We start from the raw sequence: 14,359 nt of genomic DNA, 5'->3' as shown, positions 1-14,359 counted from the left end.
AGGCCGGGCTCCGCGCCGCGGGGGGCGCCCCCCGGGCGGGACCGGGCGCGCCGGGGGGCGCCCCCCACGGACCACGCGCCCAGGTCGGCGAGCGCCAGGACGGCGGACGGTCGCGGCGGCAAGCGTGAGTAAAGGTCCCTTGCTCCCGCCGCACCGGGTTTCCGCGCCATGACCAGCGAGTCTTCTCGATCGTGGACCGCGCGGGGGGGGGGGCGGGCCCCCCCGCGCGGGGGCGCGGGCTGATTGACCCCGGCCCCGGCGGGGGGGCGGGTACGCTCACCGCCCGTGCGGTCCACGATCGAATGTCCCCCCGGCCTCGTCTGCGCGGCGTTCGGCCGGGCCGAGGGCGAGCTCGAAGCGCTGCCGGATTCGGCGGCGTGGCGGTGTGGCGACATCGTGCTCAAACCGGTGACCGACAAGGCCGCCACGCTGTGGACCGCCCGCGCGCTCGACCACGTCGACGAGCCGGGGCTGCGGGTGGCCAAGCCCGTCCGGTCCACCGACGGGCGCATCATCGTCGGCGGCTGGTCGGCGACGCGGTTCGTGCCGGGGACACCCGAGCATCGCTTCGACGAAGTCGTGCTCGCCGCCGTCAAACTGCATAGAGCCACCGTCGATCTGCCCCGACCGGATTTTCTCGCCCAGCGCAAGGACGTCGACGCCGTCGCCGACCGTATCGCCTGGGGCGAGCTGGAGCTTCCCCTCGACGAGACCAAGGGCGGCCGCTGGTTCGAGGTGCTCGCCGCCGCCCGCCGGCCGATCTCGCTGCCGGACCAGGTGGCCCACGGCGAGTTGCTCGCCGGCTTGCTGTTCGACGGCGACACCGCGCCTGGGCTCGTCGACTTCGTGCCCTACTACCGGCCCGGCGAGTGGGGCGCGGCGATCGCCGCCGTCGACGCGCTCGCCTGGGGCGGCGCGACTATGGCCCTGCTCGACCGCTGGGCCCACTTGCCGGAATGGCCGCAGCTGCTGCTGCGCGCGGTGCTGTTCCGTCTCGCCGCCAACGCCCTGAACCCGCGGTCCACCCGCGCCGCCCTCGACGGTCTGCGCGCCGCCGCCCGCGAGGTCAGCGAAGTCCTCTGACCCGGCGAGCCGGCAGCTCATTCCATGCGCATCGCGGCCAGCCTGGACGCGCCGCGCAGCGACGGCAGGGTCACCACGGTCACGAGCAGCACGAGCGCGGCGGCCGCGGCGCTGAGCACCCCGACCGCGAGCCAGTCGATGGTGAAGCTCGCGTGGGTGAGGCGGGTGCCGAGCGCGGAGAGTCCGATCCCGGTCACTACGGCGGTCACGATGCCGAGCACCAGCGGGATCGCGTTCTGCCACACCACCGACCGCGCCAGCACCCGCACCGGGACACCCGCCGCGGCGAGCATCGCGATCGTGCGCCGTCGTTCCCGCAGCTGCTCCAGTCCCAGCACGAGCAGGCTGACCCCGGCCAGCAGCAGGGTGAACGCCGCTCCGGTGAGCAGCCCGGCCCGGATCGCGAGGTAGGCCCGCTGACTCTTGGAGAGCTGGTACGTGCTCGACACGAACAGCGAGGCGTGCCAGGTCAGCGGCGCGAGCGCGTTGCGAGCGTGCTCGGCGAAGTCCGGGTCGTGCGACGTCGCTTGGATGGTCCCGGACGCCCACACCCGGCTCAGGTCGAGCCCGGCCATGGCGCCCGGCGTCGCCATGACGGTGGTGCCCTGCAACGGGCTGTCCGTCTCCCGCGGCGTGGCCGAGATGAGGCGGGGCACGATCCAGGTACCGAGTGGCCGGTGGCTGTCGTCGTAGTAGCTGACCGAGTACGGCTGTCCCGAGTGGAGGGGACTGGACACGGGTGTGCGCTGGTTGAGGTAGGCATCCCCGTCCCGGCAGTCCGGCAGTCCGGCCGCTCGCCACGTGGCGCAGTCGGCGATGGCCACGTCGGTGGTCGTGGTGGTGCCCGGGTAGTGCAAGGACACGTGCTGTGTCAGGTACGGGCGGCCGATCCCGGGCACGGTGGCCAGCGCGGCCACCGCCGCGTCGGCGGCTCGGGCGTCGGTGGTCAGCCACAGCTGGGTGGGCTTCTTCGACGGCAACGGGCCGGGGTCGTACGCGGCGGCCTGCCCGGCCAGCAGCGACTGCACCGCGATCGCCCCGGCCAGTACCACCGCGAGCCCCGCGACGACGCGCGCCGGGGTACCGCTGTCGAGCTGCAGGCGCCGCACGGCGAGCTGGAACGCCGGACGGCCGCCGTGGAACCGCGCCACCGCGCGCTCCAGCAGCCACGGCAGCAACGCGGGCACACCGATCAGCAGCAGGGTCACCCCGGTCGCGACCAACGTCGTCGTGAGCCGCGAGTTCTCGCCCCGCAACGACAACAGCGACAGTGACGCCACACCCCCGGCGATCGGCACCAGCCGCCACCACAGCCGCCGACGGACCGGTTTCGTGTGCCGGACGACGCCGAGCGGTTCGATCGCTGTGCCGCGCAACGCGACCAGCGCGCTGAGCACGGACAACGCGGGTACGACGAGCACGATCACGACCACCAGCGGCCACGGCGGCGTGACGTCGCTGACGAACAGGCTGCCGTCGCGCACCCGCACGGACGGGGCCAGCTGCCGCAGCAGCAGGAACGCCCCGGTGCCGAGTGCCAGGCCGGTCGCGGCGGTCACCAGTGATTCGGCGGCGGCGATCCGGCGCACCTGCGGCAGGTCCGAGCCGACCAGCCGGAGCGCGGCGAGCCGCCGGTCCCGTTCCGCGCCCGCGATCCGCGCGGACGTCGCGACGAACACGAACACCGGCGCCAGCAGGGAAACGATGCCGATCAGCAGCAGCGCGAGCAGGCCGGAGTCGAGGTCGTCCGGCTCGCCAGGGGCGCCGAAGGAGTAGATCTGCTTGCCCACCAAGGACTCGTCGGTACCGATGTACGCGCGCAGGTCGTCCGGGTTGACCAACCCCGCCTGTCCGATGGTCCCGGCCGGCCGCTCGGCGAAACGCGGTCGCAGCAGCGCGCCGCTGTCGGAACGCAGTAGTTCGGCGAGCGCGGGGGACAGGATCATCTCGTCCGGCGCGGGCACCCGGTCGAGTCCGGGCGGTACCGGCGAGTTCGGGCCGTTCGCGTGCACGTACCGGACCGCGATGCTCTGGTCCCGGAGCGAGGTGCCTCTGTCCAGCAGGGAAAGCGGAGCCACTCCGGCGATCGGGGTCTCGGCGGGGACGCCGGCGAGCAGGCGGGCGCCGCGTTCGGAGACCGCGTGGTTGGCCGACGCCGCGAACAGCAGCACGGTGACCGCGACGCCGACGCCGATCGTGCCGAGGACGAGCCGGGCGATCCCGGTCCGGGAGGTCCGGCCGCCCCCGACGGCCAGCCGGAACCCCAGTGCCAGATCGGCGGCCCAGGCGGAGAAACCCCCGCGCCTCATCGCGCGGTCCCGCTCAGCTCGGCGGCGGGCAGGCCGACCTGACGCGATTTCCCGTCCCGCACCACGATTTCGCGGTCGGAGTAGGCGGCCACCCTCGGCTCGTGCGTCACCAGCAGGACGGCCGCACCGGTCTGCTTCGCGGCGTTGGTGAGCAGCCGCATGACGCGCTCGCCGTTGAGCGAGTCGAGCGCGCCGGTCGGCTCGTCCGCGAACACCACCTTCGGCTCGGTCACCAGCGCCCGCGCGACGGCGGCCCGCTGCCCCTGACCACCGGACACCTCGCCGGGGCGCTTGTCGGCGATGTCGCCGACTTCGAGGCGGTCCAGCCATTCACGCGCGAGCTTCTCCGCAGGACGCCGTCGCTGTCCGTCGAGCCGCATCGGCAGTGCGACGTTCTCCAGGCAGGTCAGCTCCGGCACGAGTTGCCCGAACTGGAAGACGAAGCCGAAATCGGTGCGCCGCAACGCACTGCGTTCGCGATCCGGCATCGCCGACAGCATGTGCCCGGCGTAGCGGACTTCGCCGCTGTCCGGCTGGATGATCCCGGCCAGGCAGTGCAGCAGGGTCGATTTCCCGGAGCCCGAAGGCCCCATCACCGCGACGACCTCGCCGGGGTAGAGGTCCATCCCGGCGCCGTCGAGCGCCTGTGTCGGCCCGAAGGCCTTGCGCAGGCCGATGCCGCTGAGCAGCGGCGCGCCCCCGGTCGTGTCCATGAGATTCCCTTTGCTCTTCGTGCTGTTCACGGCTTCAGCTGTCCCGCCAGTTCGTCCAGCCGGGCCGCGGTGAGTTCGAGCCACCGCAGATCCGCCTCGAGGTGGAACAGGGCGTGGTCGCAGATGAGCTGGTCGGCCAGGTCGCCCTCGGTCTTGCGGGTGGTCAGCTTCCGCATCGCGCGCAGGTGCTCGGCACGCTGCGCGTCGAGTACGTCGGTGGCGCTGCGCTCGGAGAGCAGGGCGAGAACGACCTTGGTGTACAAGGTGTTCTGGAGATACAGCGACGGGTTCTCGGGTGTGCCGAGCCACTCTGCGACGTTTGTCACCCCGGCGTCGGTGATCGCGTAGCGCTTGCGATCGGGGCCGTCGCCCGGCTCGATCCCCTTCTCCTCGACGAGTCCGTTGCGCAGCAGCCGCGAGAGCGTCGAATACACCTGCCCGTAGTGCAGCGGACGATCTTGCTGGAAGCGCTCGTCGTAGAGCCGCTTGAGGTCATAGCCGTATTTCGGCCCGCTCTCCAGCAGCCCGAGCAACGTGTTCGCGATCGACATGCGGAGGACAGTACACGGGGTGTATACCTCGCGTCTATACACCCCGTTTATAGCCGTTGATCAGGGCGCTGCCTCACCGCGTGGACATCCGGATGGGGGAGCAATGTCAAACGCCTGAAACATTCGAGCCGTTCTAGGTAACACGGCCTCCTTAGCTTCGAAGCACCCGAAGCCCGAGGAGACGCCATGACGCAGGTGACCGCGGTCACGACCGCCGTGGACACGCACTGCCCGTACTGCGCCCTGCAGTGCGGGATGCGGCTCGACGGCGCCCGGGTGTCCCCGCGCGACTTCCCCGTCAACGACGGTGGCCTCTGTCAGAAGGGCTGGACCTCGGGTGAGCTGCTGCGGAATCCGTCGCGGCTGACCACGCCGCTGGTGCGCGTGGACGGCGAACTGCGCCCGGCGAGCTGGGACGACGCGCTCGACCTCGTCGCGCGGCGCCTCGCGGGCCTGCGCGCCGAACACGGCGCGGACTCGGTCGCGGTGTTCGGCGGCGGCGGGCTGACGAACGAGAAGGCGTACCTGCTCGGAAAATTCGCCCGCGTCGCGCTCGGTACTTCGCAAATCGACTACAACGGACGATTCTGCATGTCCTCGGCGGCCGCCGCCGGGATCCGCGCGTTCGGTGCCGACCGCGGGATGCCGTTCCCGGTCACCGACCTCGCCGGGGCCGACGCGATCCTCCTCGCCGGCGCCAACCCGGCCGAGACGATGCCGCCGTTCCTCCAGCACCTGCGCGGCGCCGAGCTGATCGTCGTCGATCCCCGCCGTACCGCGACCGCCGAGCAGGCCGCGCTGCACCTCGCCCCGGCGCCGGGCACGGACCTCGCGCTGGCGCTGGGCATCCTGCACGCCGTGGTCGCCGACGGGTACCTCAAGCAGTCCTATGTGGACGAGCGGACCACCGGATTCGCCGAGGTGTGGCGGATCGTGGCGTCGTGGTGGCCCGAGTACGCCGAGCGGGTCACCGGGGTGGCCGCCGCCGACCAGCGCAAGGCCGCCGCGCTCCTGGCAGGCGCCCGCAACGCCTACGTCCTCACCGCACGCGGAACAGAGCAGCACGCCACCGGGACCGCGAATGTCGGCGCCTGGATCAATCTGGCGCTGGCGCTGGGCCTGCCCGGCCGCGAAGGCTCCGGTTTCGGCTGTCTTACCGGCCAGGGCAACGGCCAGGGCGGGCGGGAGCACGGTCAGAAGGCCGATCAGCTCCCCGGTTACCGCAAGATCGACGACCCCGCCGCGCGGGAATACGTCGCCGGTGTCTGGGGTGTGCCGGAGGAAACGCTGCCGGGGCCGGGACGTTCGGCCACCGAACTGCTCGACGCGCTGGGTCGCGAGGACGGTCCGAAGGGACTGCTCGTGTTCGGCAGCAACGTCGTCGTCTCTGCGCCGCGTTCCTCCGGTGTCCAAGAGCGACTGTCCGCAGTGGACTTTCTGGTGGTCGCGGACTTCGTGCTCTCGGAGACCGCGGCGATGGCCGACGTCGTGCTCCCGGTCACCCAGTGGGCCGAGGAGGACGGCACGCTCACCAATCTCGAAGGCCGGATCCTGTTGCGGCGCAAGTCGATCGACGCGCCCTCCGGAGTCCGCACCGACCTCGACGTCATCTCCGGGCTGGCGAGCAGGCTCGGTCAGCCCGCCGAGCGATTCCCTGTCGACGCGGAAAGTGTGTTCACCGAGCTGCGGGTCGCGTCGAAGGGCGGAGTCGCCGACTACTCCGGCGTCAGCTACGAGCGGTTGCGTTCCGGCGAGGCGCTGCACTGGCCGGTGCCCGCCGAAGACCACCCGGGGACGCCGCGCATGTTCCTCGACCGCTTCGCGCACCCGGACGGCCGAGCACGGTTCGTCCCGGTCGACCACAGTGGACCCGCGGAGCTGCCCGACGCCGAGTTTCCCCTGCAGGCCACCACGGGGCGGGTACTCCAGCACTACCAGTCCGGTGCGCAGACGCGCCGGATCGCCGAACTGCTCGACGTCGTCCCGGAGGCGTTCGTCGAGGTACACCCGGACACCGCGGCGCGGCACGGGCTCGCCGAGGGCGACCTGGCGCGGGTGCGTTCGCGGCGCGGCGAGACCACGGCGCGGGTGCGCTGCGTCGGCACGCTCCGGCCGGACCTGGTCTTCCTGCCCTTCCACTTCCCCGGCGAGGGGCGGGCGAACCTGCTCACCAATCCGGCGCTGGATCCGGTGAGCCGGATGCCGGAGTTCAAGGTCTGTGCCGTCTCTCTGTCCCCTTTGGAAGGTGCTTCCGCATGAGCGAAGCTTGCGAGCGAATCATGGATGTCATGCGCCAAAAGGGATTTAACACTGTCTCGCGGAGCGAGGCGATCGCATGAGCCCCAGGGATGTCGTGATCGTCGGCTATGGCATGGCCGGCGCCCGGCTGGCCGACGAGATCCGCCGCCGCGATCCCGGCGCGGACCGGGTGCGGCTGACCGTGCTCGGCGCCGAACCGCACCCGGCGTACAACCGGGTCCTGCTCTCCGCGGTCGTCGCGGGCGGGATGACCGCGGAAAGCGTCCAGCTGCACGACACGGGCTGGGCCGAGAAGACCAATGTGGACCTTCGGCTCGGCACAGCGGTGAGCCGGATCGACCGCGCCGCGCGGCGGGTCGAACTGACCGACGGATCCACTGTGGACTACGACGCGCTGGTGCTGGCCACCGGTGCCAAGCCGTGGATTCCCCCGGTGGAAGGGCTGGAAGGTGACGGTGTCGTCGCGTTCCGCAGTCTTGACGACTGTTCCCGGATCCTCGAAGCCGCTCGGTTCGGCGCTCCGGTCGCGGTGCTCGGCGGCGGCCTCCTCGGCCTGGAGGCCGCGCGGGGACTGGCCGGGCGCGGCAACGTCGTCACCGTCGTGCATCCGATGCCGCACGTGATGGAGCGCCAGCTCGACGGCGGTGCCGGGCACGTCCTGGCCCGGCAGCTCACCGAACTCGGCGTCACGTTCCGCTTCGGCGCGACAGCCGCGCGATATCTCCCCGGCGACGGGCTGAAGCTCGACGACGGCAGCCTGGTGCCCGCCGATCTCGTCGTGGTCGCGGCCGGTGTCCGCGCCGAGACCGCGCTGGCCGAGGAGGCCGGCCTCGACGTCGACATGGGCGTCCTCGTCGACGATCTCTTGCGCACCAACGACGGCCGCATCCACGCGCTCGGCGACTGCGCCCGGCACCCCGGCGCGCCGCCCGGGCTCGTGCAGCCCGCCTGGGATCAGGCCGCGGTGCTCGCCGACGTCCTCACCGGGACCGACGCTTCGGCGCGGTACCGCGGAACTTCGGCGGTTACGCGGCTCAAAGCCAAGGGCATCGACCTCGCCGCGCTCGGCGAAACCCAGATCACCGCGGACGACGCCGAGGCCGAGGTGCTGACTTTCAGCGACGCCACGGGCGGCCGGTACGCCAAACTCGTTTCCCGGGACAACCGCGTCACCGGGGCGATCCTGCTCGGGCTGCCCGACGCGGCCGCGCAGATCACCCAGCTCCACGACCGCGGGATCCCGCTTCCCGAAGACCGGTTGGCCGTGCTGCTCGGGCGGTCGTTGCCCCCGGGCAGCACGGCCGCCGCCAGCCCGGCGGACCTGCCCGCGTCCACGGTCATCTGCCGCTGCAACGCCGTCACCAAGGGGCGGCTCGTCGAGGCGTGGAAGGCCGGGGCCGCCGACACCCCGGCGCTGGCCCGCGCCACGAGAGCCACCACCGGCTGCGGCAGCTGCAAAGCCGCCGTCGGCGGAATCGCGGATTGGCTGGCCGCCCAGTGACCCCCGTAACCAAACGCCAGGAGGACGACATGACCGCAGCCGTCACACATCGGGGGGCTCGCTGGATCGAGCACTGGGAGCCCGAGGACGAGCAGTTCTGGGAAAGCACCGGCAAGAAGATCGCCAACCGGAACCTGTGGTTCTCGATCCTCGCCGAGCACATCGGTTTTTCGGTCTGGACACTGTGGTCGGTCATCGTCCTGTTCATGGGCAAGGACTACGGCTTCTCCGCCGCAGACAAGTTCCTGCTCGTCTCGACGCCGACGCTCGTCGGCGGGCTGATGCGGCTGCCCTACACCTGGGCCGTCGCGCGTTTCGGCGGTCGCAATTGGACGATCATCAGCGCGGGGCTGTTGCTGATCCCGACCGTCCTCGCCGCGATCGTGCTGCACCCCGGCACGTCGCTCGGGACGTTCCTGATCGTCGCGGCGCTCGGCGGTGTCGGCGGCGGGAACTTCGCCTCCTCGATGACGAACATCAACACGTTCTTCCCGGAGAAGCGCAAGGGCTGGGCTCTCGGCCTCAACGCGGGCGGCGGAAACCTCGGCGTGGCGGCGATCCAGCTCGTCGGCCTGCTGGTGATCGGCACCGCCGGTGCGACCGCGCCGCGCATCGTGCTCTACGTCTACATCCCGCTGATCGTCGTCGCGGCCGTGTGCGCGGCGCTGTTCATGGACAACATCGCGAACGTGCGGGGCGACAAGGGCGCGATGCGCGAAGTCGTCAAGGACGCGCACACCTGGGTCATGTCCTTTCTGTACATCGGCACGTTCGGCTCGTTCATCGGCTACAGCTTCGCCTTCGGCCTGGTGCTGCAGAACCAGTTCGGCCGCACCCCGCTGCAGGCCGCCGCGGTGACGTTCCTCGGCCCGCTGCTCGGTTCGCTGTCCCGGCCGGTCGGTGGCTGGCTCGCCGACCGCATCGGTGGCGGCAAGATCACCTTCTACACCTTCGTCGGCATGGCGCTGGCGACCGTGGTGCTGATCCTCGCCTCCTCGGCGAAGTCGCTCGCACTGTTCACCGTCGCGTTCATCGTCCTGTTCGTCCTGACCGGGGTCGGCAATGGTTCGACGTACAAGATGATCCCGGCGATCTTCCGTGCCAAGGCGCGGCTGGCGATCGAGGCCGGCGCCGACAAGGCGGCCGAACTGCGTCGCTCGCGCCGCCTGTCCGGAGCCCTGATCGGCTTGGCCGGGGCGATCGGCGCACTGGGCGGGCTGTTCATCAACCTCGCGTTCCGTCAGTCTTTCGCCGACGCGAAGAGCGGTGTTCCCGCCTTCATCGGCTTCCTCGTCTTCTACGGGATCTGCTTCGCGGTCACGTGGGCGGTGTATCTGCGCAAGTCCGCGACGCAGCCCGAGAGTGTCAAGAGCAATGGCCTTGCACTGGCCGGAGCGGAGGTCTGATGCGGACACTGGTGGTCGCCGGGCACGGGATGGTCGCGCACCGTCTCGTGGAAGCGGTACGCGCCGAGGACCCGGACGGCGCATGGCGGATCGTGGTGCTGGCCGAGGAGAACCGGCCCGCCTACGACCGGGTGGCGCTGACGTCCTATGTGGAGAGCTGGGACCCGGCGGCACTGGCCTTGCCGGGCGCGGACTACGCGGACGACCCGAACGTCGAACTTCGCCTCGGCGAGCTGGTGTCCACTGTGGACCGTACACAGCGGACTGTCGTGACCGAGTCCGGCTACGAGGTTTCTTACGACGCCTTGGTGCTCGCGACCGGTTCGCGCCCGTTCGTCCCGCCGGTGCCCGGTCACGATCTGCCCGGGTGCTTCGTCTACCGCACCATCGAGGATCTCGACGCGATCCGTGCGGCAGCGGAGAAGCCTGGACGTGGGCGTCGCGCGGCCGTCGTGATCGGCGGTGGCCTGCTCGGTCTGGAAGCCGCGAAGGCACTGCGGGACATGGGAATGTCGCCGCACGTCGTCGAGATGGCGCCGCGGCTGATGCCTCTGCAGGTCGACGAGGGTGGCGGCTCGCTGCTACGCCGGCTGATCACGGACCTCGACGTCACCGTCCACACGGGAACGTCGACCGACGCCATCGAGGCGGATGGCGAGCGGCTGCTGGCCAAGCTGGGCAACGGTACCGAACTCGACGTCGACCTGGTCGTGTTCTCCGCCGGTGTCCGCCCGCGTGACGACCTGGCGCGTTCGAGTGGCCTGGAACTCGGCCCGCGCGGCGGGATCCTGGTCGACGAGAGCTGCCGCACGAGCGACCCGGCGGTGTACGCGATCGGCGAATGCGCGGCGGTCGAAGGCAAGGTGTACGGGATCGTGGCGCCGGGGTACGCGATGGCGGAGATCGTCGCCGCGCAGCTCACCGGCGGGCATGGCACATTCCCGGAGCCGGACACGTCCACGAAGCTCAAGCTCATGGGTGTCGACGTCGCGAGTTTCGGTGACGCGCACGCGAAGACCGAAGGCGCGCTCGAGGTCGCGGTCAATGACGCGGTCGCCGGGACGTACAAGAAGCTCGTGGTTTCGGACGACGGGAAAACCCTGCTCGGCGGGGTCCTGGTCGGCGACGCCGCCGAGTACAACACGCTGCGCGCGCTGGTCGGGCGCCCGCTGCCCGCCGAACCGGGCGCGTTGCTCGCCCCGGCGGGCGGTGGTGCCGCGGTCGGGATCGACGCGCTGCCGGACGCGGCGCAGATCTGCTCGTGCAACGGAGTGTCCAAAGCAGACCTTGTCAACGCCATCCACGAGGAAGGCTGCGACTCCGTTCCGAAGCTCAAGGCGTGCACGCGAGCAGGAACCTCTTGTGGCTCCTGCGTTCCGCTGCTCGGCAAGCTGCTGACCGCGTGCGGGGTGGAACAGTCGAAGGCGCTGTGTGAGCACTTCGGACAGTCGCGGGCCGAGCTGTTCCAGATCATCCGCGCGACGCGCATCAGCACGTTCAGCGAGGTGATCGACCGCTACGGCAAGGGCACCGGCTGCGCGATCTGCAAACCGGCGGTCGCCTCGATCCTCGCCACCCTCGGCAACGGGCACATCCTCGGCGGCGAGCAGGCGACGTTGCAGGACACCAACGACAAGTTCCTGGCGAACATGCAGCGCAACGGGACGTACTCGGTGGTGCCGCGGATCCCCGGTGGGGAGATCACCCCGGAGAAGCTGATGGTGATCGCCGAGGTCGCCCGCGATTTCGGGCTGTACACCAAGATCACCGGCGGGCAGCGGATCGACCTGTTCGGCGCGACCGTGGACCAGCTGCCGGACATCTGGCGCCGCCTCGTCGACGCCGGCTTCGAGTCCGGGCACGCCTACGGCAAGGCGTTGCGGACGGTGAAGTCGTGCGTCGGGTCGACGTGGTGCCGTTACGGCGTGCAGGACAGCGTCGGACTGGCGATCGAACTGGAGTTGCGTTACCGGGGCCTGCGGTCTCCGCACAAGATCAAGTCCGCGGTGTCCGGCTGTGCCAGGGAATGCGCCGAGGCGCGGAGCAAGGACTTCGGCGTCATCGCGACGGAGAACGGCTGGAACCTCTACGTCGGCGGCAACGGCGGTCTCACCCCGCGTCACGCGGATCTCCTGGTGTCCGATGTGGACACCGAGACGCTGATCAGGACCATCGACCGGTTCCTGATGTTCTACGTGCGCACGGCCGACCGGCTCCAGCGCACGGCGCCGTGGATCGAGGAGATGGAGGGCGGCTTGGACCATCTGCGGGCGGTGATCGTCGACGACAGCCTCGGGATCTGCGAGGACCTGGACGCGGCGATGGCCAAGCACGTGGACAACTACGCCGACGAATGGCGCGGGGTGCTGGAGGATCCGGAGAAGCTGGCGCGGTTCAGCTCGTTCGTGAACGCGCCGGGCACGCCGGATCCGACGATCTCGTTCCGGGCCGAGCGCGGGCAGAACGTGCCGGTCATGCTGGGTGTTCCGGAGGTGCGGTCATGACGGTGTCGATGGATCGGCGGACCTGGACGGCGGTGTGCGCGGCCGGTGCGGTACCGGAATGGTCGGGCGTCGCGGCGCTGTTCGACGGCGACGTCCAGGTGGCGGTCTTCCGGCTGCCCGGCGACCGGTTCTACGCACTGTCCAATCTGGACCCGTGCAGCGGCGCGGCGGTGCTGGCGCGCGGAATCGTTGGCGACTCCGGCGGTGTGCCGGTGGTCGCTTCACCGGTCTACAAGGAACGGTTCGACCTGCGGACCGGCGAATGTCTCGACGCCGAGGGCGTTTCGGTGCCGGTGTACGGCGTCCGGGTGCGTGGGGGTGTGGTCGAAGTGGAGTCGCCGTGACCGATGTCCTCCCGTTGGCGGGTTTCGTCATCGGAATCACCGCGGCGCGCCGGGCTGACGAGCTCGGCGCGCTGCTGGTGCGCAAGGGGGCGAGTGTGCGGTACGGCCCGGCGATCCGGATCGTCCCGCTCGCCGACGACACCGAACTGCACACGGCGACCACCCGGCTGCTGGCGGAGCACCTCGACGTCGTCGTGGCCACCACCGGGATCGGTTTCCGGGGCTGGATCGAAGCCGCCGAGGGCTGGGGTCTCGGCGACGCCCTGATCGACCGGCTCGCCGGGGCGTCGATGCTGGCACGCGGGCCGAAGGCGAAAGGGGCGATCCGCGCGGCCGGGCTCTCGGAGGACTACTCACCCGCGTCGGAGAGCAACGCCGAGTTGTTACAACATCTGCTGGAGTCCGGAGTGGAGGGTCAGCGGATCGCGGTGCAACTGCACGGCGAACCACTTCCGTACTTTGTGGACACACTGCGGGACGCGGGCGCCGAGGTGATCGAGGTCCCGGTGTACCGCTGGGTCGGCCCCGCCGATCACGGCCCGCTCGACCGGCTGCTCGACGCCGTGCTCGACGGCTCGGTACACGCGCTGCCGTTCACCAGCGCGCCGGCGGCGGCGAGCATGCTGGCGGTGGCACGGCGCACCGGGCGGTTGCCGGGCCTCGTGGAGGTACTGGAGAAACACGTCGTCGTCGCGTGTGTCGGCCCTATCACCGCGGGGCCGCTGGCGGCGCTGGGGATTCCGACCGTCCAGCCGCACCGGGCGCGGATCGGCGCGCTGGCCAGGACCGTGGCGGAGACGCTGGTGGCACGTTCGCCGCGGCTGCGCGCCGGTGGCCGCAGCATCGAGCTGCGTGGCCAAGCGGCCATTGTGGACGGTGAATGGTGCGACGTCGCGCCCGCGCCGATGGCCCTGTTGCGCGCGCTGGCGGCGTCGCCGGGCCGTGTCGTTTCGCGGCGCGAGCTGACGTCGGCGTTGCCCGGCGGGGGCGAGGAGCACGCGGTGGAGACGGCGATCGGGCGGCTGCGGAATTCGCTGGGCGGCGGGAAGGTGGTCCAGACGGTGGTCAAGCGCGGCTACCGGCTCGCGGTGGACGCCTGAGGTTCGGTGGCCGGTGCCGGGTGGCCCCGGTGCTCGATACCCGGTGCTCGACGGCTGGTGTCCGGTACCTGGTGCTCGGTGCTCGGTGCTCGGTGCTCGGTGTCCGGTGCTGCGTGGTAGGCGGTCGTGCCGAGGGACGCCCTTGGTGCGTTCGGTGTTACGGGGGCGTCCCTCGGTGCGTTCGATGCACCCAGGGCGTCCCTCGGTTTTCCCGGGGCTCCGATGCGTGCTGCCGTTTTCCGTGTCGCGAACGACGCTCGTTCGAGACGTGCCGGGCGTGGGCGATGTCTCGAACGCGTCGTTGAGGACGATGAACGTCCCCTCCGCGTCGTTCGGGACGTCGCCGGGCATCTCCGACGCGCCGGAGGGGAGCAGGGGACCTTTACTAACGTTCGTTAGTGCGCTAATCGTTGGCAAGCTGACGGACGTTAGCAAAGGTCCCTCGCTCACCCCGGGCCCGCCGCTCTCCCTGCCGTGAAGGACTCCTTACCGGCACGGTGCGGCGGGGAGGCGGCCGTGACGGCCGGTCCCCCGCCCGGCCCCCCGCCCAATGGCCCCAGCACCGCGCGGGGGGGGCAACAAGGGGGCG

The 14,359-nt window shown here is 70.9% G+C and carries 10 protein-coding genes; 7 read left to right on the top strand and 3 right to left on the bottom strand.

Annotation, left to right across the window (positions count from 1 at the left end):
- Window positions 1-285 precede the first annotated feature (285 nt).
- Window positions 286-1,083 carry a TIGR02569 family protein gene (locus ACFWX1_RS45175; protein WP_378396102.1) on the top strand — a complete coding sequence of 266 codons (798 nt, stop codon included), beginning with the start codon at window positions 286-288 and terminating at the stop codon, window positions 1,081-1,083.
- Between the two features lie 17 nt (window positions 1,084-1,100).
- On the opposite strand, the gene ACFWX1_RS45170 is transcribed toward ACFWX1_RS45175, so the two are convergent.
- Genes ACFWX1_RS45170 through ACFWX1_RS45160 form a run of 3 tightly spaced genes read right to left on the bottom strand, consistent with a single transcriptional unit; the run spans window position 1,101 to window position 4,656 of the window.
- A complete protein-coding gene (locus tag ACFWX1_RS45170; RefSeq protein ID WP_378396101.1) occupies window positions 1,101-3,392 on the bottom strand; it encodes an FtsX-like permease family protein in 2,292 nt (763 codons plus the stop codon).
- Complete coding sequence (locus ACFWX1_RS45165; protein ID WP_378396100.1) at window positions 3,389-4,105, bottom strand: ABC transporter ATP-binding protein; 717 nt, start codon at window positions 4,103-4,105, stop codon at window positions 3,389-3,391. The genes ACFWX1_RS45170 and ACFWX1_RS45165 overlap by 4 nt, the downstream gene beginning before the upstream one ends.
- 26 nt (window positions 4,106-4,131) lie before the next feature.
- A complete protein-coding gene (locus ACFWX1_RS45160) occupies window positions 4,132-4,656 on the bottom strand; it encodes a PadR family transcriptional regulator (protein WP_378396099.1) in 525 nt (174 codons plus the stop codon).
- A 186-nt stretch (window positions 4,657-4,842) separates the two neighbouring features.
- Here ACFWX1_RS45160 and ACFWX1_RS45155 point away from each other — a divergent pair, with 186 nt between their 5' ends.
- The 6 genes from ACFWX1_RS45155 (at window position 4,843) to ACFWX1_RS45130 (ending at window position 13,770) form a co-directional block, all read left to right on the top strand.
- Entirely contained in the window at window positions 4,843-6,915 is a 2,073-nt protein-coding gene (locus ACFWX1_RS45155; protein WP_378396098.1) for a molybdopterin oxidoreductase family protein, read from the top strand.
- Window positions 6,916-6,991: 76 nt separating this feature from the next.
- The gene (locus ACFWX1_RS45150) at window positions 6,992-8,416 is read left to right on the top strand and encodes an FAD-dependent oxidoreductase (protein ID WP_378396097.1); all 1,425 of its coding nucleotides are present in this window, start codon (window positions 6,992-6,994) and stop codon (window positions 8,414-8,416) included.
- Between the two features lie 29 nt (window positions 8,417-8,445).
- Window positions 8,446-9,822, top strand: coding sequence for a nitrate/nitrite transporter (locus ACFWX1_RS45145; RefSeq protein WP_378396096.1), 1,377 nt, complete (start codon window positions 8,446-8,448; stop codon window positions 9,820-9,822).
- Window positions 9,822-12,326: a nitrite reductase large subunit NirB gene (gene nirB, locus ACFWX1_RS45140; protein WP_378396095.1), complete on the top strand. Its 2,505-nt coding sequence runs from the start codon at window positions 9,822-9,824 to the stop codon at window positions 12,324-12,326. The genes ACFWX1_RS45145 and nirB overlap by 1 nt, the downstream gene beginning before the upstream one ends.
- Window positions 12,323-12,670: a nitrite reductase small subunit NirD gene (nirD, locus tag ACFWX1_RS45135; protein WP_378329809.1), complete on the top strand. Its 348-nt coding sequence runs from the start codon at window positions 12,323-12,325 to the stop codon at window positions 12,668-12,670. Before nirB ends, nirD begins: the two co-directional genes overlap by 4 nt.
- Window positions 12,667-13,770, top strand: a complete 1,104-nt coding sequence (locus ACFWX1_RS45130) for a uroporphyrinogen-III synthase (RefSeq protein WP_378396094.1) — start codon at window positions 12,667-12,669, stop codon at window positions 13,768-13,770. Before nirD ends, ACFWX1_RS45130 begins: the two co-directional genes overlap by 4 nt.
- Window positions 13,771-14,359 lie beyond the last annotated feature (589 nt).

This window comes from Amycolatopsis sp. NPDC059021, from assembly GCF_042739895.1.
Classification (GTDB): domain Bacteria; phylum Actinomycetota; class Actinomycetes; order Mycobacteriales; family Pseudonocardiaceae; genus Amycolatopsis.
The sequence above is the reverse complement of the archived record's forward strand: the minus strand, read 5'-3'. Positions and strand labels throughout refer to the sequence as shown.

Coding starts and splice junctions, on each gene's coding strand:
- ACFWX1_RS45170 (WP_378396101.1), bottom strand. CDS start 3,392: ATGAGGCGCGGGGGTTTCTCCGCCTGGGCCGCCGATCTGGCACTGGGG.
- ACFWX1_RS45165 (WP_378396100.1), bottom strand. CDS start 4,105: ATGGACACGACCGGGGGCGCGCCGCTGCTCAGCGGCATCGGCCTGCGC.
- ACFWX1_RS45160 (WP_378396099.1), bottom strand. CDS start 4,656: ATGTCGATCGCGAACACGTTGCTCGGGCTGCTGGAGAGCGGGCCGAAA.
- ACFWX1_RS45155 (WP_378396098.1), top strand. CDS start 4,843: ATGACGCAGGTGACCGCGGTCACGACCGCCGTGGACACGCACTGCCCG.
- ACFWX1_RS45150 (WP_378396097.1), top strand. CDS start 6,992: ATGAGCCCCAGGGATGTCGTGATCGTCGGCTATGGCATGGCCGGCGCC.
- ACFWX1_RS45145 (WP_378396096.1), top strand. CDS start 8,446: ATGACCGCAGCCGTCACACATCGGGGGGCTCGCTGGATCGAGCACTGG.
- nirB (WP_378396095.1), top strand. CDS start 9,822: ATGCGGACACTGGTGGTCGCCGGGCACGGGATGGTCGCGCACCGTCTC.
- nirD (WP_378329809.1), top strand. CDS start 12,323: ATGACGGTGTCGATGGATCGGCGGACCTGGACGGCGGTGTGCGCGGCC.